Source organism: Burkholderia sp. WTPI3, from assembly GCF_021483755.1.
In the GTDB taxonomy this organism is placed as follows: Bacteria; Pseudomonadota; Gammaproteobacteria; order Burkholderiales; family Burkholderiaceae; genus Burkholderia.
Map to the genome: position 1 here is coordinate 62342 of NZ_JAGIXF010000027.1, position 20731 is coordinate 83072.

18 protein-coding genes are annotated in these 20731 nt (G+C 67.1%); 13 read left to right on the plus strand and 5 right to left on the minus strand.

The window, feature by feature from the left end:
* Nucleotides 1–25 precede the first annotated feature (25 nt).
* Together J7024_RS17065 and J7024_RS17070 are read left to right on the plus strand one after the other, a co-directional pair.
* Nucleotides 26–826: a hypothetical protein gene (locus tag J7024_RS17065; RefSeq protein WP_124829142.1), complete on the plus strand. Its 801-nt coding sequence runs from the start codon at nucleotides 26–28 to the stop codon at nucleotides 824–826.
* A gap of 37 nt (nucleotides 827–863) precedes the next feature.
* Entirely contained in the window at nucleotides 864–1328 is a 465-nt protein-coding gene (locus J7024_RS17070; RefSeq protein ID WP_124829140.1) for a DUF2214 family protein, read from the plus strand.
* Between the two features lie 157 nt (nucleotides 1329–1485).
* Here J7024_RS17070 and gudD read toward each other — a convergent pair whose 3' ends face one another.
* On the minus strand, nucleotides 1486–2838 hold the full coding sequence (gudD, locus tag J7024_RS17075) for a glucarate dehydratase (RefSeq protein ID WP_124829138.1): 1353 nt from the start codon (nucleotides 2836–2838) through the stop codon (nucleotides 1486–1488).
* A gap of 422 nt (nucleotides 2839–3260) precedes the next feature.
* Here gudD and J7024_RS17080 point away from each other — a divergent pair, with 422 nt between their 5' ends.
* On the plus strand, nucleotides 3261–4022 hold the full coding sequence (locus J7024_RS17080; RefSeq protein ID WP_124829134.1) for a FadR/GntR family transcriptional regulator: 762 nt from the start codon (nucleotides 3261–3263) through the stop codon (nucleotides 4020–4022).
* 218 nt (nucleotides 4023–4240) lie between these two features.
* Here the strand turns inward: J7024_RS17080 and J7024_RS17085 are convergent, their stop codons facing one another.
* The 3 genes from J7024_RS17085 to pdxY all read right to left on the minus strand — a co-directional run bounded on the left by J7024_RS17085 (nucleotide 4241) and on the right by pdxY (nucleotide 9021).
* A complete protein-coding gene (locus J7024_RS17085; RefSeq protein WP_124829132.1) occupies nucleotides 4241–5389 on the minus strand; it encodes a branched-chain amino acid ABC transporter substrate-binding protein in 1149 nt (382 codons plus the stop codon).
* A 354-nt stretch (nucleotides 5390–5743) separates the two neighbouring features.
* On the minus strand, nucleotides 5744–7888 hold the full coding sequence (locus tag J7024_RS17090; RefSeq protein WP_124829130.1) for a phosphocholine-specific phospholipase C: 2145 nt from the start codon (nucleotides 7886–7888) through the stop codon (nucleotides 5744–5746).
* A 272-nt stretch (nucleotides 7889–8160) separates the two neighbouring features.
* Complete coding sequence (gene pdxY, locus J7024_RS17095) at nucleotides 8161–9021, minus strand: pyridoxal kinase PdxY (protein WP_124829128.1); 861 nt, start codon at nucleotides 9019–9021, stop codon at nucleotides 8161–8163.
* Nucleotides 9022–9196: 175 nt separating this feature from the next.
* Between pdxY and J7024_RS17100 the strand changes: the two genes are divergently transcribed.
* Nucleotides 9197–10258 (plus strand): alpha/beta fold hydrolase, encoded by a 1062-nt coding sequence (locus J7024_RS17100; RefSeq protein ID WP_124829126.1) that lies wholly within the window; start codon nucleotides 9197–9199, stop codon nucleotides 10256–10258.
* Nucleotides 10259–10283: 25 nt separating this feature from the next.
* Here the strand turns inward: J7024_RS17100 and J7024_RS17105 are convergent, their stop codons facing one another.
* The gene (locus tag J7024_RS17105; RefSeq protein WP_124829124.1) at nucleotides 10284–11282 is read right to left on the minus strand and encodes an LLM class flavin-dependent oxidoreductase; all 999 of its coding nucleotides are present in this window, start codon (nucleotides 11280–11282) and stop codon (nucleotides 10284–10286) included.
* Nucleotides 11283–11922: 640 nt separating this feature from the next.
* Between J7024_RS17105 and hpnI the strand changes: the two genes are divergently transcribed.
* The 9 genes from hpnI to J7024_RS17150 form a co-directional block, all read left to right on the plus strand.
* Nucleotides 11923–13098, plus strand: coding sequence for a bacteriohopanetetrol glucosamine biosynthesis glycosyltransferase HpnI (gene hpnI, locus J7024_RS17110; RefSeq protein ID WP_124829122.1), 1176 nt, complete (start codon nucleotides 11923–11925; stop codon nucleotides 13096–13098).
* 176 nt (nucleotides 13099–13274) lie between these two features.
* Nucleotides 13275–14717, plus strand: a complete 1443-nt coding sequence (hpnJ, locus tag J7024_RS17115; RefSeq protein WP_311767805.1) for a hopanoid biosynthesis associated radical SAM protein HpnJ — start codon at nucleotides 13275–13277, stop codon at nucleotides 14715–14717.
* A 3-nt stretch (nucleotides 14718–14720) separates the two neighbouring features.
* Entirely contained in the window at nucleotides 14721–15605 is an 885-nt protein-coding gene (gene hpnK / locus J7024_RS17120; RefSeq protein WP_124829120.1) for a hopanoid biosynthesis-associated protein HpnK, read from the plus strand.
* Nucleotides 15602–16645 (plus strand): HpnL family protein, encoded by a 1044-nt coding sequence (locus tag J7024_RS17125; RefSeq protein ID WP_124829119.1) that lies wholly within the window; start codon nucleotides 15602–15604, stop codon nucleotides 16643–16645. Before hpnK ends, J7024_RS17125 begins: the two co-directional genes overlap by 4 nt.
* Before the next feature lie 87 nt (nucleotides 16646–16732).
* Nucleotides 16733–17290, plus strand: coding sequence for a hypothetical protein (locus tag J7024_RS17130; protein WP_124829117.1), 558 nt, complete (start codon nucleotides 16733–16735; stop codon nucleotides 17288–17290).
* A 267-nt stretch (nucleotides 17291–17557) separates the two neighbouring features.
* Nucleotides 17558–18247 (plus strand): ABC transporter permease, encoded by a 690-nt coding sequence (locus tag J7024_RS17135; RefSeq protein WP_124829115.1) that lies wholly within the window; start codon nucleotides 17558–17560, stop codon nucleotides 18245–18247.
* Nucleotides 18244–18957 (plus strand): ABC transporter permease, encoded by a 714-nt coding sequence (locus J7024_RS17140; RefSeq protein WP_124829113.1) that lies wholly within the window; start codon nucleotides 18244–18246, stop codon nucleotides 18955–18957. The genes J7024_RS17135 and J7024_RS17140 overlap by 4 nt, the downstream gene beginning before the upstream one ends.
* Before the next feature lie 21 nt (nucleotides 18958–18978).
* Nucleotides 18979–19779, plus strand: coding sequence for an ABC transporter ATP-binding protein (locus tag J7024_RS17145; protein WP_124829111.1), 801 nt, complete (start codon nucleotides 18979–18981; stop codon nucleotides 19777–19779).
* Nucleotides 19780–19800: 21 nt separating this feature from the next.
* A partial coding sequence (locus tag J7024_RS17150; RefSeq protein ID WP_234745318.1) for a GlxA family transcriptional regulator occupies nucleotides 19801–20731 on the plus strand: 931 nt, incomplete at its 3' end.

Below are 20731 nucleotides of genomic sequence, written 5' to 3' on the forward strand. Positions count from 1 at the left end.
CACGAACATCGAGAGGAGAGCAGTCTTGGCGAGAACGAAAACCACGCGCGCAGCGCCGGCCCCCGGCGCCGGCGTGATCTTCGCGTTGCGCGCGATCGGTCTCGTGCTGTTCGCGCGCTGGCTGTTCTCGATGTCCCAGATGGGCTATCGTGCGTCGCTGTCCGCAATGGTGTCGTCGCCCTGGGCGTTCGTCTACCTCGTGCTGATCTTCCTGCTGCTCGCGCTGCCGGGCGCCGCCGCGCGCGCCGAACGGCCGTTCCATCCGCTGCCGCAGTGGCTGCGCCAGGCGTTGCGCGTCTTCGCGCTGATCGGTTTCCTGTTTGCCGTGTGGTCGATCGGCGCGTTCGCGTGGGCGGCTGGCTGGCGGCGTGCACTGCACGCGGTGACGGCGACCAACGGCTGGCTCGTCGCCGCGCCGGCGCTCTATGCGGCGATCGTGTGGATGTGCCGTCCGCGGCCGCTGTGGCGTACCAACGTGGCAGCGCGCCGCTTCGCGGTCGGCCGCTATGCGATTTCGCTGGACACCCTCACGCGCACCGCGATCGTCTGGATGGAAAGCCGCAAGGTCGGCCAATACGACGCGCGCGAACTGTCGGTGCGCTGGCCAGGTCGGGCCGTGTCCGCCGCCGGTGAGCAGGGGGCGCAGCCGGCGGTCGTGCCGCCGCGTCGCGGCAGCCTGTTTCGGCGGCCGAAGGTCGAGTTGCTGTGGGATTCGCCGGCGGCCGTCGGCCATAACCGGCAGATCGTGATGCGCACGCCGCTCGCGACCGAGGGCGACCGCGTCGCCGTGCTCGCGCTCGACGCGGCGCTCAAGCAGATCGTCTGACACGGCCTGCGCGGCGCGCGGGCGACAAGGAGGCGCAATGATCGTCCGTTGGTTGCTGGCAGCCGTTCATCTGATGGCGTTCGGGGTCGCGTTCGCCGCGATCGCAGCGCGCAACCGTGCGCTGCGCCGGGTCATCGCGTCGGTGCAGGCGGCCGACCTGCCGGGCGTATTCAAGGCCGATGCCGTGTGGGGATTGTCCGCGCTGGTGCTGATCGCGACGGGGCTCACGCGCGCATTCGGCGGCTTCGAGAAAGGTGCCGCGTACTATCTTCACGAGCCGCTTTTCCACATCAAGATGACCGCGCTCGTGCTGATCCTGCTGCTCGAGATCGTGCCGATGCTCGGACTGATTCGCTGGCGCGTCGCTGCTCGGCGGCGGCAGATGCCCGATCTCGGCCGCGCGCCGACCTATGTGCGCATCGGCCATTGGCAGGCCGTGCTGATCATGATCATCGTGTTCGCCGCATCGGGGGTGGCGCGGGGGATTGGAGCAGGCGGGTAGGGCCGAGCGGATAGACGTTGCCGACCGGATCCGAAGTCGGCCGCAGCCTGCCGGTTCCGTTTTTTCCGGGCATTTTCATTCGACGCCCGCCGATATGCGCGGGAATTCGCGCATCGATGCGTGACCGGGCGGACCCGCCGCCCGGTTCGTCCCGCACTCAGCGCACGAGGCAGGGGCGCTTGTTGTTGAACGTCCAGCCCGGAATCAGATACTGCATCGCCGCCGCGTCGTCGCGGGCGCCGAGCCCGTGCTGCTTGTACAGCTCGTGCGCGCGCGCGACCGCATCCATGTCGAGGTCGACGCCGAGGCCCGGCCGCTTCGGCACTTCGACCAGCCCGTTCTCGATCTTCAGCGGCTCGCGCGTGAGCCCTTCGCCGTCCTGCCAGATCCAGTGCGTGTCGATCGCGGTGACCTGACCGGGCGCCGCGGCGGCGACGTGCGTGAACATCGCGAGCGACACGTCGAAGTGATTGTTCGAGTGCGAGCCCCACGTGAGACCCCAGTCGCGGCACATCTGCGCGACGCGCACCGAACCCTGCATCGTCCAGAAGTGCGGGTCGGCGAGCGGGATGTCGACGGCCTGCAGCTGCACTGCGTGGCCCATCTGCCGCCAGTCGGTCGCGATCATGTTGGTGGCCGTCGGCAGTCCGGTCGCGCGGCGGAATTCGGCCATCACTTCGCGGCCCGAGTAGCCGTTTTCCGCACCGCACGGGTCTTCCGCGTACGCGAGCACGTGGTGCAGGTCGCGGCACAGCCGCACGGCTTCGTCGAGCGACCATGCGCCGTTCGGGTCGAGTGTCACGCGGGCTTGCGGGAAGCGCTCCGCCAGCGCCGTCACGGCTTCGACCTCGCGAGCGCCTTCGAACACGCCGCCCTTCAGCTTGAAGTCGTTGAATCCGTAGCGTGCATGCGCGGCTTCGGCGAGACGCACGACTTCCTCGGGCGTGAGCGCGGCTTCGTCGCGCACGCGCGTCCAGTCGTCGGTCGCGCCGCGGCCGTCGCGGTAGGGCAGCGCGGTCCTGGTGCGGTCGCCGACGTAGAACAGGTAGCCGAGCATTTCGACGTGCTCGCGCTGTTGCCCCTCGCCGAGCAGCGCCGCGACGGGCACGCCGAGGTGCTGGCCGAGCAGGTCGAGCAGCGCGGCCTCGAGCGCGGTGACCGCGTGGATCGTGGTGCGCAGGTCGAAGGTCTGCAGGCCGCGGCCGCTCGCGTCGCGGTCGGCAAAGGTGCGCCGTACCTCGTTGAGCACCGCGTGGTAGTTGCCGACCGGCTGGCCGACGACGAGCGCGCGCGCATCATCGAGCGTGCGGCGGATGCTTTCGCCGCCCGGTACCTCGCCGACGCCGGTCCGGCCCGCGCTGTCCTTCAGGATCACGAGGTTGCGGGTGAAGAACGGGCCGTGCGCGCCGCTCAGGTTGAGCAGCATGCTGTCGTGACCGGCGACGGGGATGGCTTGCAGGTCGACGATGCGCGGCGTGTCATGGGAAGTCGAGGCGTTGACGGCGTTCATGGCGGCGATGGCAAAAGAGTGGGCGATGCCGTGCGGCAAAATCTTTGCCGCGCGCGGCGGGAGGTGCGATCATTCGACAACCGACGTGCGCGGCGCGCAAGCCCCGCATGTCGACGGCAACCCGAAAGGGTGAGGGCGACCCGCTCGATGCCGGCGGCGCGACGGATCGGAGCCAGGCGCGAATGCGCGCTTCGATCGACCGCGACACCGGGAGCCGGCAGACGCGCACGGGCGCGAACGCTGGCCGATCGTGAACACGGGATCCGGCTGGTGCTTGCGCCGGCCTGGGTCACAGGAGATCCGTGTCGAGATCATCAGTCGTCGGATGACTTGTGACGCAGTATAATGAATCATCGGCGTTCGCTCAAACCCCGCGTAAACCCTCGGCTCACATTACTACGATATTCAAAGGAACCGGCCTCATGTCCGTGCCCACGCTTCCCGCAGCGCCGCGCCGTCGCGCACGCAGCCTCGCACAAGATGTCGTCGACGCGCTGACCGCGCAGATCGAAAACGGCACGCTGCGCCCCGGTGACAAGCTGCCGACCGAGACCGAAGTCATGGCGGCGCAAGGCGTCAGCCGCACGGTCGTGCGCGAAGCAATCTCGCGGATGCAGGCGAGCTGCCTCATCGAGACGCGCCACGGCATCGGCAGCTTCGTGCTCGAGCCGTCGCGTCGCCAGACGCTCGGCATCGATCCCGCGACCATCACGACGCTGCGTGACGTGCTCGCCGTGCTGGAGCTGCGCATCAGCCTCGAAAGCGAATGCGCGAGCCTCGCCGCGCAGCGCGCGAACGACACCGACCTCGCCGCGCTGCGGCGCGCGCTCGACGCGATCGCATCGGGGGCGGGGGGCGGCCGCGACACGGCCCAGCTCGACTTCCAGTTCCATCTGCAGATCGCGCAGTCCACCGGCAACCGCTATTTCGTCGACATCATGACGCAGCTCGGCGCATCGATCATTCCGCGCACGCGTGTGAATTCGGCGCGCTTCGCCGGCGATGACCTCGAGCGCTATGTCGGCCGGCTCAATCACGAGCACGAGGATATCTACGAGGCGATCGCGCGTCACGACCCGGAGGCCGCGCGCGCCGCGATGCGCACGCACCTGACCAACAGCCGCGAACGGCTGCGCCGCGCGCACGAAGCGGCCGAGGCGGAACGCGACACGCAGGCCGGCTGACCGGCGACCGACAACGGCGGCGCGGCCCGCGATGCGCGTGTGGCCGCGGTCGGCAGGCTGCGGTCAAGTACCCAAAACATCAGTCGTCATATGAGATCGGTGCGCGTGCACCGATCGTTCCGCACGTGTGTCGTCTGTTCGGGACTCCCATGCGAAGAGGGCCGGCCGGCGTTCCTCGCCGCCGGCCCCCGGTTACCCGATGCGCCGGGTCGGCCCGATCAGCCCCCCTTCGTCACGATGGTCTTCCACGTGCCGTTCTTCACCTGATACAGCGTCGACATCCCGCTCTTCAGAGAGCCGTCGTTCGCGAACGAGATGCGGCCTGTGATGCCCTCGAAGTCGACCTTCTTCAGCGCCGGGCGGTAGACCTTCGGATCGGTCGAATTTGCCGCCTGCATCGCCTTGATCGCGGCCCAGGTCGCGTCATAGCCGAACTGCGCGTACGACAGCACGTCGACGCCGAAGCGCTTCCTGAAACGCTGCTCGAAATCCTTGCCCTGCGGCAGTTCGTCGAGCGGACGCCCATATTCCCACGCCATCGCACCTTCTGCCGCCGGTCCAGCGATCTTGATGAACTCGTTGTCCTTCACGCCGCCGCCGCCGACGAATTGCGCGTTCAGCCCGAGCTGGCGCATCTGCTTGATGAAGTTCGCGGCGAGCGAATCGAGGCCGCCGAAGAAGATCAGGTCCGGACTCTTCCCCTTCAGGTTCGTGATCTGCGCGCGGAAGTCCACCGCCTGGTTGCTGGTGAACTCGCGGTCGATGATGTTGCCGCCCGCCGCCTTCACGGCCTTTTCGAACTCGTCAGCTTCGCCCTGGCCGAATGCGGTACGGTCGTCGATGATCGCGATGCGCTTCGCCTTCGTCACGTCGACCGCGTACTTGCCCGCGTTGCCCGCGTTCTGCCCGTCGGTCGCGATCACCATGAACATGTTCGCGAGCCCGCGCGACGTGAGCGTCGGGTTGGTCGCGGCCGGGTCGATCACCGGGATGCCGGCCTTGTCGTAGACCACTGACGCCGGAATCGTCGTGCCGGAGTTGAAGTGGCCGATCACCACCGATACGTTCTGGTCGACGAGCGCCTGCGCGGCCTGCACGCCGATGCGCGGGTCGGCCTGGTCGTCCTGCACGACGAGGTTGAATTTCGCGGGCTTGCCGGCGATCGCCACTTTCTGCGCGACGGCATCGTCGAGCGCAAGCTGCACGCCGTTCTGGAGATCCTTGCCGTAGCCGGCGTTCACGCCGGTGAGCGGCGCGGCGAAACCGACCTTCACGTCGGTCGTGTCGGCGGCCTGGGCGACTTGCTGCGAGAGGAGGGTAAGCGCGGATACGACCGACACCGACAGCAGGGAATGACGGAATTTCATGTTCTTTCCTCTTGTTCTACACCAGCGGGTGGGTACCGCACGCATCCGGCGGGCCGGGCGCGTGCGACGGGCGGGCGGTTCGACCGCTTCTCTGAATCGGGCGGGGAGGTCGGCATGATGAATTCCCGGAAGAATCTCCCGTCAGGCTCCATGAGGAGCCCCGATCGCCTCGATATATAGGTCGCCGATATGCGCAGGTCTTGGCAATTTACCGCGCATTCGCTGCGGATTTGCGCATAGCTTCCGCGCGTGCGGGGGCGGCCGGTATCGGGAGTTTCCCGTCACGAACGGACGGCAGGGGCGTGCGTGCGGGCGGCGCGGCTCGCCACGGGCCGCGCCGCGTCCGCGCCGTCGTCAGTCGGACAGGGCGTCCGACGCTGCCTCGATGTGGTCGTGCGACGCGTTCGTGCGGATCAGCGGGTCGCTCATGCTCGGGCGGCCGGTCTCGACGTGGCCCGCGAAGCGGCGCACGAAGCCGAGCAGCCGGCCGTCGCTGACCGTCAGGTCGTACCAGCCGTGGCTGCCGCGCAGATCCCAGTAGTCGTCGATCTGCGCGCCCGGCGCCAGGTCGAACGTGCGCGTGCCGCCGTGGCCGTACGCGTTCGTCACCTTGAGCCGAACCGCCTTGTGGCCGCGGTTCATGAGGCGCAGCGTGACGTTCCCGTTCGCGACGTCGTAGCCGTAGATCACCTCCGGGTTCACGCTCGCGCTGCCGACGCCGGTCGCGAACGGGCCGCGGAAATGGCAGTAGAAGCCGTTCGGGCCGTACACGTCGAGGTCGTACAGGCCGAGCGATGCGGCCGCGCTCCACGTGTCGGCGATCCGCTTGCCGGCTTCGACGGTGTACGTCCACGGGCCGTCGAGGCGGTTGCGCGACTGCACCTGGAATGACGCGCCCGCGCGGCCCGTGTTCGCGAAGGTCAGCCGGAACTGGCCGTTCGCGGCTTCGACGCGGCCGTGCACGAACAACTCGTACGGCAGCGCGCGTGCCGGCCGCAGCCCGGCCTCCTGTTTCGGCAGCTTCTGCAGCACCGGCGGCACCGGGATGTAGTCGGGGTGGCGTGCCCGGTCGGGCGGCGCATAGCCGGTCGTGTCGGGCAGCGTCGGCCATGCGGCGTCGGACGTCGCGAAGTCGAATGCCGCCGTCAGGTCGCCGCACACCGCACGGCGCCACGGCGCCACGTTCGCGGCCGTGACCGGATACTGCGCGCCGAACCGTGCCTCGATGAATTGCAGCAGCGACGTGTGATCGAACGTCTGCGAGCAGACCCAGCCGCCCTTGGTCCACGGCGACACGACGAGCATCGGTACGCGCGGCCCGAGCCCGTACGGGCCGGCCATGTGCGTTGCGTCGCCGGCGAACACCTCGTTGGTGGTCGCGACCGTTGACAGCCCGTTGTCGCGCGATTGCGGCGCGAACGGCGGCGGCACGTGGTCGAAGAAGCCGTCGTTCTCGTCGTAGGTGATGAAGAGCGCGGTCTTGCTCCACACGTCCGGGTTCGACACGAGCACCTGCAGCACCTGCTCGATGTACCACGCGCCGTAGTTTGCCGGCCAGTTCGGGTGCTCCGAGTACGCCTCCGGCGCGCAGATCCACGACACCTGCGGCAGCGTGCCGTTCTTCACGTCCTGCTGCAGCACGTCGAACAGCGTGCCGCCGGCGCTGATGTTGGTGCCGGTGCGCGCCTTGTCGTACAGCGGCGTGCCGGGCAGCGCATTGCGGTACTGGTTGAAGTACAGCAGCGAGTTGTCGCCGTAGTTGCCGATGTACGGGTTTTGCGTCCAGCCCCACGAGCCGTTCGCGTCGAGCCCGGTACCGACGTCCTGGTAGATCTTCCACGACACGCCGGCCTGTTCGAGCACCTCCGGATAGGTTGTCCAGCCGTAGCCCTTTTCCTCGTTGCCGAGCACCGGGCCGCCGCCCGTGCCGTCGTTGCCGACGTAGCCGGTCCACATGTAGTAGCGGTTCGGGTCGGTCGAGCTCGGGATCGCGCAGTGGTACGCGTCGCAGATCGTGAACGCGTCGGCGAGCTGGTAGTGGAACGGGATGTCGTCGCGCTTCAGGTACGCCATCGTCGTGGTGCCCTTGTTCGGCACCCACTGGTCGTAGCGGCCCTTGTTCCAGGCGGCGTGCATGTCCTGCCAGCCGTGCGGCAGGTCCTGCAGGAACTGCAGGCCGAGCTTGTCCGCGCCCGGGTGGAACGGCAGGAGTTCGGCCGGGCCGACCGGCTGATGGAACACCGACTTGCCGGTCGCGAGACGCAGCGGGCGCGGGTCGCCGAAGCCGCGGACACCGCGCATCGTGCCGAAGTAATGGTCGAACGAGCGATTCTCCTGCATCAGGATCACGATGTGTTCGATGTCGCGGATCGTGCCGGTACGGCGGTTCGCGGGAATGGCGAGCGCATCGCGGATCACGGGCGGGAACAGGTTCAGCGCGGCGGCGCCGGCGGTGCCGGCGGCGACGCGCAGGAAGTCACGACGGTTCGATCGGGTCATGGTCGTTATCGTGCGGTAATGGAGGGAGCCGATTGGCGGGACATGCGAAGAATGTGAGCGCGTCCGGGGCGCAGGATGCGGCTGCGCCGGTCGTGCCGCCGCGAGCATAGCGAGGATTCGGTGTCATTCATGTGAAGCCCGGAAACGTTTGCATGCGTGTTCCGGAGGAGCTTCGGCCGGTGTTGCGCCGACGAGCCTGCTTGGGGAGAGGAGGTGGTGAGGGGGCGGGGCGGCGCGTGTCGCACGCCGGTGAAACGGACGAAACGGACGCGTCAGGCGTCGGTCACCCACGCGCCGAACCATTCGCTCGGGCGCGCGATTTCATCCTGCGCGGCGACGAGTTCGAGCTCGTAGCGGCGCGCGTCGTAGGTCGCTTTCACGACCGCATGCACGGCTGCCAGCGTGTGCTCGAACGCGGCGCGCACCGAGTCGCCGCGCAGCCGGCGCGCGACGAAGATCGCGCTGGTGAGGTCGCCGACGCCGACCGGATGCCGCGGAAACGCATACAGCGGACGCTGGCCGATCCACGCTTCGGTTTCGGTGACGGCGAGCATGTTGAAGCGGTCGGCCGCGCTGTTGCGATCGTGCAGGTGCTTGACGAGGATGATCTTCGGGCCGCGGCGGATCAGTGCGCGGCACGCGTCGACGGCTTCCGCGACGGTCTCGATGCGCCGCCCGGCGAGCTTCTGCAGCTCGGTGTGATTGGGCGACATGCCGTCGGCGAGCGCCGGCATTTCCTGGACGATGAACTCCTCGACGCCGGGCTCGGGCCGGATGCCGCCCGTCTGGCCCATCGCCGGATCGCAGAAGTACCACGCATTCGGATTCATCGCCTTCACCGCGCGCACGATTTCGACCGTTGCGCGCGCCTGCGCCGGTGAGCCGACGAAGCCGGACAGCACCGCGTCGCAGCGCTTGAGCGCGCCGATCGCGGCGACGCCGTCGACGAGCTGTTCCATCTTCGCGGCGTCGATCGCGCTGCCGGCCCAGTGGCCGTACTGCATGTGATTCGACAGCTGGACAGTGTTGAGCGGCCAGACGTTGACGCCGAGGCGCTGCATCGGGAACACGGCCGCGCTGTTGCCGGCGTGTCCGTAGATGACGTGCGACTGAATGCTGAGGACGTTTTTCATGGGGTATTCGCCTACACGCGTTTCAGGGGGCACGTCACACGATACCCGAGTTCATCGCGCACGCGGAAGTCGCCCGGCCATCGAGTGTTGCGCGCCGTCGTCAGCCGACCGCGTAGAATCGCTGGGCGCGGAGCCGTCCGGCTGCCCGCGTGCATTTCCCCTTACAGTGATCGCCATGCTTTCGATTTGCAAGATGTTGTCCCTGGGGCGCGCTGCCGCGCTCGGCGCGGGCGTCGCCGCCGCATGCGCGACCGCCGTCGCGGCCACCGTCCCGGCGAGCGTCGGCAACGACGGGCCCGTATACGGCTCGCGCCTGGAAGGCTTCACGTATCCGGAGCCGGTGCACCGCTACGCGTTCGTATCGCAGCGCGAAACCCTCGAGATGATGTACATGGACGTGCAGCCGGCCCATCCGAACGGCCGTACCGTCGTGCTGCTGCACGGGAAGAACTTCTGTGCGGGGACCTGGCAGGACACGATCGGCGTGCTGAGCCGCGCCGGCTATCGCGTGGTCGCGCCGGACCAGATCGGCTTCTGCAAGTCGTCGAAGCCTGACCGCTACCAGTACAGTTTCCAGCAGCTCGCGCGCAACACGCATGCGCTGCTCGAGTCGATCGGCGTGAAATCGGCGACGATCGTCGGCCATTCGACGGGCGGGATGCTCGCGATTCGCTATGCGCTGATGTATCCGAAGGCGACCGACCAGCTCGTGCTGGTGAATCCGATCGGCCTGGAGGACTGGAAGGCCCTCGGCGTGCCGCCGCTGTCGGTCGATTACTGGTATGCGCGCGAACAGAAGACGACGGCGGACGGCATCCGCCGCTACGAGCAGTCGACCTATTACGCGGGCAAGTGGTCGCCGGCGTACGAACGCTGGGTGCAGATGCTCGCCGGCATGTATCGCGGCCCGGGCCGCGACGCGGTCGCGTGGAATTCCGCGCTGATCTACGACATGATCTTCACGCAGCCGGTGGTCTACGAACTCGGCGCGATTCGCGTGCCGACGCTGCTGCTGATCGGCGACAAGGACACGACCGCGATCGGCAAGGACGTTGCGCCGCCCGACGTGCACGCGAAGCTCGGCCACTACCCGGAACTCGCGAAGCGCACGCAGGCGGCGATTCCCGGCGCGCAGCTCGTCGAATTCCCGGCGCTCGGACATGCGCCGCAGATCCAGGATCCGGACGCGTTCCACAAGGCGCTGCTCGACGGGCTGGAGGCAGTGCACCCGCAGTGAACCGGCGGCGGGCGCGCCTGGCCGCTCAGCGGGTTTCGTTCGCGAGTTCGTCGCGGATCTGCGCGGCCAGCTCGAACGAACGCACGCGGGCGGCGTGATCGAAGATCTGCGCGGTGATGATCAACTCGTCCGCGCCCGTCTGCGCGATCCGGTCGCGCAGCTTGTCGCGCACCGTGTCGCGCGAGCCGACGGCCGCGAACGACAGCGCATGCGCGACGTTCGCGAGTTCGAACTCGCTCGCCTCGAGCACGTCGACGGGCGGCGGCAGCTTGCCGGGTGTGCCGCGACGCAAGTTGATGAACTGCTGCTGCAGCGACGTGAACAGGCGCCGCGCCTCGTCGTCGGTGTCGGCCGCGAACACGTTGACCCCGACCATCGCATGCGGCTTCGGCCACGCGGCCGACGGCCGGTATTGCGCGCGATAGAGTTCGAGTGCGCGCATCAGGTAGTCGGGTGCGAAGTGCGACGCGAACGCGAACGGCAGCCCCAGCATCGCGGCAAGCTGTGCGCTGAAGAGGCTCGAGCCCAGCAGCCACACGGGCACCTCGAGCCCCGCGCCGGGCACCGCGCGCACGCGCTGGCCGGGCACCGGCTCGGCAAAGTAGCGCAGCAGCTCGGCGACGTCGTCCGGAAACGAGTCGGCGCTGCCGATCAGGTCGCGGCGCAGCGCGCGCGACGTCGTCTGGTCGGTGCCGGGTGCGCGGCCGAGGCCGAGGTCGATGCGCCCCGGATACAGCGACGCGAGCGTACCGAACTGCTCGGCGATCACGAGCGGCGCGTGGTTCGGCAGCATGATCCCGCCCGAGCCGACGCGGATCGTCTTCGTCGCGCCGGCGACGTGACCGATCACGACGGCGGTCGCCGCGCTGGCGATGCCGGGCATGTTGTGATGCTCGGCCAGCCAGTAGCGCCGATAGCCGAGGCGCTCCGCGTGCTGCGCGAGATCGACGGTGTTGCGGAAAGCCTGCGCGGCATCGGCGCCGTCGGGAATGGGGGCAAGATCGAGTACGGAAAACGGAGTCATCGGGTGGCCTTCGAAAGGGAGGGGCGCGGTGATGCGCGTGCGCAACAGATGCCGACGATTTTGCCAAAGGGTTCCGGAACGCGCTGGCGATGCGCGGATACCCATGCGCCTTTCAGGGGTGCAAGGCAGATGGATGTGATCGTTGCAAAAATCGATCCAATCTCCAAATAATTACCAATCTCTACGGCGATTGGGCATGTCTTCGCATCGACGTACAAATTTGCACGAATCGTTTGATTTCCAAGGCTGCAATACGCCTGCAAAGCGCTTACGCTAATGTGAACGCGGGGGTGCCGAAGGGGGCGGCCGGCCGCGCAGCTTTGCTGGAATTGCACCAGTCCGTTTCGCGCGGTGCCCAAGCGCGGGGTGGCTCGGGCTGCTAAAATCCGGCCCCTGTCCATGTTGTGCCGACGCTGCCATTCGAGTCTTCCCGTATCCCGTTCGCGGATGGCGCGACGATGCGCCACGCGAAGCCGGGCATGGCCGCTTTCGGGGAATGGGCGTGCCACCCCCAATACATTGACGCTGCTGGAACAAGGAGTCGGGTCGTGCCCGCGTTCGTTGCTGCCGGAATACACAATCACGTTCAATCAGGTTCGATCGACTGCCATGGCGCCCGGGTTGGCGGGGGGCGTCGCGCATGACGCCGACCGTCACACTGCTCGACTGGCTCCTCGTCGTGTTTGCGCTTGCTGCGGCCGGCTACGCGCTCCTCGCGGCATTCGCGCCGGGGCCGCGTACGCCGCGCACCGCCGCGCGCGACGGTTTCGAGCCCGTCAGCGTGCTGAAGCCGCTGTGCGGCGCGGAGCCGCACCTGTACGAGAACCTCGCGACGTTCTGCGAGCAGCGCCATCCGCGCCATGAGGTGCTGTTCGGCGTCGCGTCGGCAGCCGATCCGGCCATCGCGGTGGTCGAGCGGTTACGGACGGACTATCCGGAATGCGACATCACGCTCGTGATCGACGCGCGCGTGCACGGCAAGAACCTGAAGGTCAGCAACCTGATCAATCTCGCCGAGCGCGCGAAATACGACCGCATCGTGATCGCGGACAGCGACATCGCGGTGCAGCCGGACTACCTCGAGCGCGTGACGGCGCCGCTCGCCGATGCGTCGGTCGGCGTCGTCACGTGCCTGTATCATGCGCGCAGCGTCGGCGGGTTCTGGACGCGCATCGGCGCGCAGTTCGTCGACGCGTGGTTCGCGCCGTCGGTGCGAATCACGCACCTCGGCCGCTCCAGCCGCTTCGGTTTCGGTGCGACGCTCGCGCTCACGCGCGACACGCTCGAGCGCGTCGGCGGTTTTCTCGCACTGAAGGACGAGCTGGCCGACGATTTCTGGCTTGCCGAGCTGCCGCGCCGCCTCGGGCGGCGCACCGTGCTGTCGGAGGTCGACGTCGCGACCGACGTGATCGAGCCGTCGTTCGGGCCGCTCTGGCATCGCGAGACGCGCTGGCTGCGCACGATCCGTTCGCTGAACCCGGGCGGCTTCGCGTTCCTGTTCATCACGTTTACCGCGCCTTGGCTTGCGATCGGCGCGGCGCTCGCGCTGCGACTCGATGGCACCTTCGCCGGCACCCTGGCCGGTGGGGCGGCCGTCGTGGGCGCGTTCGGGCGGCTCGTGCTGCACGCGCGCGGCGAGGACGGCTGGCGCGCGTTCTGGCGCGACCTGCCGCTCATCGCGGTGCGCGACACGCTGCTCGCGCTCGAATGGCTCGCGGCCGTGTTCGGCACGCACGTGGTGTGGCGCGGCGCGAGGATGACGGTCGTCGGCGGCGAGCGCGCGACGGCGGCCGTGGAAGGCGGCGACGGCCGCTGACGTACGTCAGCGGCGCAGGACATCCGGGAGCAGCGGCGAACCCGCTGCCCACCGAATCCGGCCCGAAGGCCGAGACGCGCCGCGCGGCCACGCCGCGCGACGCGACATGACAGAGAGGCGGGCGCCGGCAGGGCGGCCCGCGGGTGATTGACTGAATCGTTGAAACGAATCGAACTATGCAGGCTACCGGAGCATTCATGAAAACGCTGTTCTTGCAGGCCCCTTCTTATGACGGCTTCGACGGCGGAGCCGGTTCGCGCTACCAGGCGAAGCGCGAGATCCGTTCCTTCTGGTACCCGACGTGGCTTGCGCAGCCGGCCGCGCTCGTGCCGGGCAGCCGCGTCGTCGACGCGCCGGCTGACGGCCTGTCGGTCGAAGAGACGTTGAAGATCGCGAACGACTACGACCTCGTGATCATCCACACGAGCACGCCGTCGTTCCCGACCGATGCGATGTTCGCGCAGGATCTCAAGAAGATGAAGCCGTCGATGCTGGTCGGCATGGTGGGCGCGAAGGTGATGGTCGATCCGCACAACTCGCTCACGGCAAGCGAGGCAATCGACTTCGTGTGCCGCGAGGAATTCGACTACACCTGCAAGGAAATCGCCGAAGGCAAGCCGTTCCCGCAGATCAAGGGTTTGAGCTGGCGCGCGAAGGACGGCTCGATCGAGCACAACGAAGCGCGGCCGATCCTCGAGAACATGGATGAACTGCCGTTCGTCGCGCCCGTCTACAAGCGCGACCTGAAGATCGACAATTACTTCATCGGCTACCTGAACTATCCGTACGTATCGATCTACACGGGCCGCGGCTGCAAGTCGCGCTGCACCTTCTGCCTGTGGCCGCAGACGGTCAGCGGCCATCGCTACCGCACGCGCTCGGTCGAGAACGTGCTCGCGGAAGCGAAGTGGATCCGCGACAACATGCCGGAAGTGAAGGAGCTGATGTTCGACGACGACACCTTCACCGACGACCTGCCGCGCGCCGAAGCCATCGCCATCGGCCTGGGCAAGCTCGGCATGACGTGGTCGTGCAACGCGAAGGCGAATGTGCCGTACAAGACGCTGAAGGTCATGAAGGAAAATGGCCTGCGCCTGCTGCTGGTCGGCTTCGAATCCGGCGACGACCAGATCCTCGTGAACATCAAGAAGGGCGTGCGCACCGATTTCGCGCGCCGCTTCAGCGCGGACTGCAAGAAGCTCGGCATCAAGATCCACGGCACCTTCATCCTCGGCCTGCCGGGCGAGACGCAGGAAACCATCAAGAAGACGATCGAGTACGCGAAGGAAATCAATCCGCACACGATCCAGGTGTCGCTCGCCGCGCCGTATCCGGGCACGACGCTGTACAAGCAGGCCGTCGAAAACGGCTGGATGGAAGAGAACAAGACCATCAACCTGGTGAGCAAGGAAGGCGTGCAGCTCGCGGCGATCGGCTATGCGCACCTGTCGCGCGACGAGATCTATCACCACCTCGAGCAGTTCTATCGCCAGTTCTACTTCCGTCCGTCGAAGATCTGGGAAATCGTTCGCGAGATGCTGACGAGCTGGGACATGATGAAGCGCCGTCTGCGCGAAGGTGTCGAGTTCTTCCGCTTCCTGCGCGCGCACGAGGCCTGATTCGTGACGACGCAGCGGGCAGCGCGGTCGCTGATCTTCACCGCGGACGATTTCGGGCTGCACCCGCGCGTGAACGCGGCGGTCGAGCGCGCGCATCGCGACGGCGTGCTGAACGCCGCGAGCCTGATGGTCGGCGCGCCGGCCGCGCAGGATGCGATCGATCGCGCGCGGCGGCTGCCGTCGCTCGCGGTCGGCCTGCATCTGGTGCTCGCGGACGGCCCGGCCACGCTGCCCGCGCATGAAATACCCGCGCTCGTCGGCCCCGACGGGCGGTTCGGCGATGCGATGGCGAAGGACGGCTGTCGCTTCTTCTTCCTGCCGCACGTGCGTGCGCAGCTGCGCCGCGAAATCCGCGCGCAGTTCGACGCATTCGCGGCGAGCGGCTTGCCGCTCGACCACGTGAATGCGCACAAGCATTTCCACCTGCATCCGACCGTGCTGTCGATGATCGTCGAGATCGGCCGCGACTACGGGCTGCGTGCGGTGCGCCTGCCGTACGAAACGAGCGCGCCTGCGCTGCTCAAGCCGTGGATCGCGCTCGTGCGCGCGCGGCTCGACCGTGCCGGGCTCGCGCACAACGACTACGTGGTCGGGATCGAACATACGGGCGCGATGGACGAGGCCGTGCTGCTCGACGCGCTCGCGTCGCTGCCGCCCGGTGTCGGCGAGATCTACTGCCATCCGGCCGAGGCCGGCGACGGCCCGATCACGCCGACGATGGCCGCTTACCGTCCGGTCGACGAGCTCGACGCGCTGCTGTCGCCGCGCGTCGCGGCCGCGCTGAAGACGGCCGGCGTCGCGACCGGCGGGTTTGCGGATGTGTTCGGCCAGGGGGCCGCGCACCGCGGGGCGCGTACGTCGCACGAACCGGGGGCGCAGCCGTCATGACCAAGTGGATCAAATGGCTCGGCTGGCCGATCGGCATCGGGATCCTGCTCGCGCTGGGCCTGCACGAGGGCATCGGCGACGTGTCGCAGATGCTCGAGCGCGCGGGTTACGCGCTGCTCTGGCTCGTGCCGTTTCACGCGCTGCCGCTGCTGCTCGATGCGTACGCGTGGCATCAGTTGCTCGATCGTCGCGCGTCGCTGTCGTTCCTGTGGTGGATCGCGACCGTGCGCGAGGCCGTGAACCGGCTGCTGCCCGTGGTCGGGATCGGCGGCGAGCTGGTCGGAATCCGGATGGCGCGCTGGCAGGTGCCCGACGCGAGCCGCGTGACCGCGTCGGTGATCGTCGAGGTGCTGGTGACGATCGTCGTCCAGTATGCGTTCGCCTCGCTCGGCCTCGTGCTGCTGCTGGCGACCACGCACGACATGGGCGGCGGCACGATCGGTCTCGCGCTGCTGCTCACGTTGCCGCTGCCGGTGCTCGGCGTCGTGCTGATGCGTCGCGGCGGCGTGTTCCATGCGATCGAGCGGTTCGCGGGGCGCCTGCTCGGCGATTCGCACCGGTTGCTGCAGGGCGTCGACGGCCGGCGGCTCGATGGCGACATCGATGCGCTGATGTCGCGCACGGGCCTGCTGTTCAGCGCGTTCTTCTGGCAACTGGCCGGCTACGTGCTCGGCTCGCTCGAAATTTACTGGGCGCTCGCGCTGCTCGGTCATCCGGTGTCGATCGGCGGCGCCGTCGCGATCGAAGCGATGACGCAGGCCGTGCGGCATGCGGCGTTCATGGTGCCGGGCGGCCTCGGCGTGCAGGAGGCGACCGTCGTGCTGCTCGCGCAGATGTTCGGCGTCGACCGCGAGGCGGCGCTGTCGCTCGCGCTGGTCAAGCGCGGCCGCGAGGTGCTGTTCGGCTGCCTCGCGCTCGGTTCGTGGCAGCTTGCCGAACTCGTGCGTACGCGCCGCAGCATCGGGGTGCTCTCGGCACCGCCGCGCACCCCGCAGCCGGCGGCCCGCGAGGCCGAGGTCCGGACCGAAACGACGCATTGAAACCGAGACGGGCCGCGCGCCCGTCTCGCGCTTTTGGCGTGGCGCGAGTATCCTTGCCGCGTGTTTTCTCGACGCGCATTTCCTCCGATGATTTTCCGTTTCCGGCTGTTTTCCGTGACGATGCTGGCCGCCGCGCTGGCGCTGACCGGGTGCGACGACAAGCAAGGCCATCTCGACGTGCAACGTATCAGGGATTTTTTCACCGCGATCAAGCCGGCGCCGCTGCTGCTCAAGGGGCTGAAGGTCGGCGTATCGACCGAAGAGGACGTGCGCGGCACGATGGGCAAGCCCGAGACCGAGCGCGTATTCACGGATGGCTCGAAGCGTCTCGAGTATCCGCGCGGCCCGATGGGCAACCAGACGTGGTTTGTCGATCTCGACGCGAACGGGCGCTACACGGGCGCGACGCAGGTGCTGACCGCCGAGAATTTCGCGAAGGTGCGCCCCGGGATGAACGAGGATGAGGTGCGGCGCCTGCTCGGCAAGCCGGGCGACATCGCGCAGTACCCGCTGAAACCGGAGACGGTGTGGAGCTGGCGCTGGCTCGAGGACGGCGTCAACACCGACGCGTTCTTCAATGTCCATTTCGGCCCGGATGGACTTGTCTATACGACTTCGCGCTCCGACATCCTGAAGGGGCGGTAAATACCGCCTTCGTCGCTATATCGAAAAAGCGACCGGAAAATTGCAAAAAGCCCGCTTCCCCGCCCGTTATCGGACTGTCAGGAAGCGGCTTTTTTCCTTTCGAAACAGCGATGTAGGCGATGCCTGCAAATGACGGGACGAATTGTTGCGACGCAGCAATCGTGCGCACGGTGATTTGAGGCAATCAATTTCGCTTGCGACTATCCGCGTCAGCCCGGCGTGGGACAGGTTATCCGCGCCGGTGTCCAATCAACACTGGAGACGCGCGTGTTCCTTTACGGCTTTGGTCCTGTCCTATGGGCCGGCACCGTGCAGACCATCGAGCTGTCGGTGCTGTCGCTCGCCGCTGCGGTGGCGCTGGGGCTGATCGGCGCGGTGGCGAAGCTGTCGCACAACCGGGTGCTGCGAGCGATCGCGACCGGCTATACGACGCTGATCCGCTCGGTACCCGACCTCGTCCTGATGCTGCTGTTGTTCTACAGCATTCAGATCTGGCTGAACCAGTTCACCGACTTCGTCGGCTGGGACCAGATCGACATCGATCCGTTCGTTGCCGGCGTGCTGACGCTCGGCTTCATCTACGGTGCGTACTTCACCGAGACGTTCCGCGGCGCGTTTCTGTCCGTGCCGCGCGGCCAGCTCGAGGCGGGCGCCGCTTACGGGATGAGCGGGTTGCGCGTATTCGTGCGGATCATGTTCCCGCAGATGATGCGCTTCGCGCTGCCGGGCATCGGCAACAACTGGCAGGTACTCGTGAAGGCGACCGCGCTGGTGTCGATCATCGGTCTCGCGGACGTCGTGAAGGCCGCCCAGGATGCCGGCAAGAGCACGTTCAACATGTTCTTCTTCATCCTCATCGCGGCGCTGATCTACCTTGCGATCACCACCGTTTCCAACCTCGTGCTGATCCAGCTCGAGAAGCGTTACTCCATGGGCGTGCGGCACGCAGAACTATGATCGAGATCCTCCAGGAATTCGGCCAGGCGTTCCTTTACTGGGACGGCCAGCGCCTCTCCGGCCTTGCGGTGACGCTGTGGCTGCTCGTCGCGTCGATTTCGCTCGGCTTCGTGTGTGCGGTGCCGCTCGCGGTCGCGCGCGTCTCGAAGAAGAAGTGGGTGTCGATGCCGGTGCGCCTCTACACGTACGTGTTCCGCGGCACGCCGCTCTACGTGCAGTTGCTGCTGATGTATACCGGCATGTACAGCCTCGAGTTCGTGCGCTCGCACTCGCTGCTCGACGCGTTTTTCCGCAGCGGTTTCAACTGTGCGATTCTCGCGTTCGCGCTGAACACCTGTGCGTACACGACCGAGATCTTCGCCGGCGCGATTCGTGCGATTCCGCACGGCGAGGTCGAGGCGGCGCGTGCCTACGGGATGTCGCCGTTCACGATGTATCGCCGCGTGATCCTGCCGTCGGCGCTGCGCCGTGCGCTGCCGCTGTACAGCAACGAGGTGATCCTGATGCTGCACGCGACCACCGTCGCGTTCACGGCGACCGTGCCCGACATTCTGAAGGTCGCGCGCGACGCCAATTCCGCGACCTACATGGCGTTCCAGTCGTTCGGGATCGCCGCGCTGATCTATCTTGCGGTATCGTTCGCACTCGTCGCGGCATTTCGCCGGGCGGAGCGCCACTGGCTCGCGTATCTCGCGGCCGGCCGTCATTGATTTCACTTCGAGGAGAGCCAGTTGGCCGAGATCACTCAAACGAGCGCGTCCGCTTCCACCAAGCTTGCCGCGGTCGACATTCACAAGCGCTATGGCGATAACGAGGTGCTCAAGGGCGTGTCGCTGAACGCGAAGGCCGGCGACGTCATCAGCATCATCGGCGCGAGCGGGTCGGGCAAGAGCACGTTCCTGCGCTGCATCAATTTTCTCGAGCGGCCGAATGCGGGGCAGATCGTCGTCGACGGCGAGACCGTGCGCACGAAGGCCGACCGTGCCGGTGCGCTGGAGGTTGCCGATCACAAGCAGTTGCAGCGCATCCGCACGAAGCTTGCGATGGTATTCCAGCACTTCAATCTGTGGGCGCACATGAACGTGCTCGAGAACGTGATGGAAGCGCCGGTGCATGTGCTCGGCATCCCGAAGAAGGAGGCCGAGGAGCGCGCGCGCGAATATCTCGAGAAGGTCGGCCTCGCGCCGCGCGTCGAGAAGCAGTATCCGTCGCATCTGTCGGGTGGCCAGCAGCAGCGTGTCGCGATTGCGCGTGCGCTTGCGATGCATCCGGATGTGATGCTGTTCGACGAGCCGACGTCGGCGCTCGATCCGGAGCTCGTCGGCGAAGTGCTGAAGGTGATGCAGAAGCTTGCCGAGGAAGGTCGCACGATGATCGTCGTGACGCACGAGATGGGTTTTGCGCGCAACGTGTCGAACCACGTGATGTTCCTGCATCAGGGGCGGACCGAGGAAGAGGGCGATCCGAAGGAGGTGCTGGTGCGTCCGCAGAGCGAGCGTCTGCAGCAGTTCCTGTCGGGCAGTCTCAAGTAACGCGCGGGGCGGGTTTCATACGTGGTACCGGTGTCTCGTCCCGCAGGCGCCACCCGCACGACGCAGGTGGCGATCGTTGCATTGCCGCCCGTGTCGATGTCGGGTGTGGGTCCGATCGTCGATGCGTTGAATCTCGCGAACGAGATCGACGGGCGGTTGCTGTATCGCTGGCAGGTGTGTTCGTGGGACGGGCGGCCGGTGCCGCTCGCCGGCGGTGCGCAGTGGCATGCCGATGCGGCGTTCAACGATGCGATCGCGTGCGACTGGCTGATCGTCGTGTCGGAGCGGTTTCAGCAGTTTGCCGATTACCGGTTGTTTCTCGCGAGTCTTGCGCGGGTCGGGCAGCGTACGCCGGTCGTGACCGGCATTCACCATGGCGTGTGGTGGCTCGCGATGGCCGGGCAGCTTTCCGGGTATCGCGTGAGCGTGAACTGGGAGACGTATCAGCAGTTCGCCGAGCAGTTCGAGCGCTCGATCGTCACGCAGCAGATCTTCGAGATCGATCGCGATCGGGCGACCTGTGCGGGTGGGCAGGCCACCGTCGATTTCATGCTGGCCATGATCGGCCGGGAGCATGGCGTCGATCTCGCGGAGCGGATTGCCGATGCGCTTGGCGCCGGCACGCTGCGCAGCGGCGAGGAGCGGCAGCGGATTCCTTTCGTGACTGCGCCGGGCGAGCGGCATCCTCGGCTCAACGATGCGTTGCTGCTCATGGAGGCCAATATCGAGGATCCTCTGACTACCGACGAGATCGCCGGGCTGGTCGGCGTTTCGCGCCGACAGTTGGAGCGGCTCTTTCGGCAGTATCTCGGGGCGATGCCCTCCAAGTATTACCTCAATCTCAGATTGCTCAAGGCCAGGACTCAGCTGCAGCGGACCAGCAAGTCGGTGGTGCAGGTCAGTCTTGCTTGCGGGTTTTCTTCTGCTGCACACTTTTCCAATGCCTACCGCG

Coding starts and splice junctions, on each gene's coding strand:
- J7024_RS17070 (WP_124829140.1), top strand. CDS start 864: ATGATCGTCCGTTGGTTGCTGGCAGCCGTTCATCTGATGGCGTTCGGG.
- gudD (WP_124829138.1), bottom strand. CDS start 2,838: ATGAACGCCGTCAACGCCTCGACTTCCCATGACACGCCGCGCATCGTC.
- J7024_RS17080 (WP_124829134.1), top strand. CDS start 3,261: ATGTCCGTGCCCACGCTTCCCGCAGCGCCGCGCCGTCGCGCACGCAGC.
- J7024_RS17085 (WP_124829132.1), bottom strand. CDS start 5,389: ATGAAATTCCGTCATTCCCTGCTGTCGGTGTCGGTCGTATCCGCGCTT.
- J7024_RS17090 (WP_124829130.1), bottom strand. CDS start 7,888: ATGACCCGATCGAACCGTCGTGACTTCCTGCGCGTCGCCGCCGGCACC.
- pdxY (WP_124829128.1), bottom strand. CDS start 9,021: ATGAAAAACGTCCTCAGCATTCAGTCGCACGTCATCTACGGACACGCC.
- J7024_RS17100 (WP_124829126.1), top strand. CDS start 9,197: ATGCTTTCGATTTGCAAGATGTTGTCCCTGGGGCGCGCTGCCGCGCTC.
- J7024_RS17105 (WP_124829124.1), bottom strand. CDS start 11,282: ATGACTCCGTTTTCCGTACTCGATCTTGCCCCCATTCCCGACGGCGCC.
- hpnI (WP_124829122.1), top strand. CDS start 11,923: ATGACGCCGACCGTCACACTGCTCGACTGGCTCCTCGTCGTGTTTGCG.
- hpnJ (WP_311767805.1), top strand. CDS start 13,275: ATGCAGGCTACCGGAGCATTCATGAAAACGCTGTTCTTGCAGGCCCCT.
- J7024_RS17125 (WP_124829119.1), top strand. CDS start 15,602: ATGACCAAGTGGATCAAATGGCTCGGCTGGCCGATCGGCATCGGGATC.
- J7024_RS17130 (WP_124829117.1), top strand. CDS start 16,733: ATGATTTTCCGTTTCCGGCTGTTTTCCGTGACGATGCTGGCCGCCGCG.
- J7024_RS17140 (WP_124829113.1), top strand. CDS start 18,244: ATGATCGAGATCCTCCAGGAATTCGGCCAGGCGTTCCTTTACTGGGAC.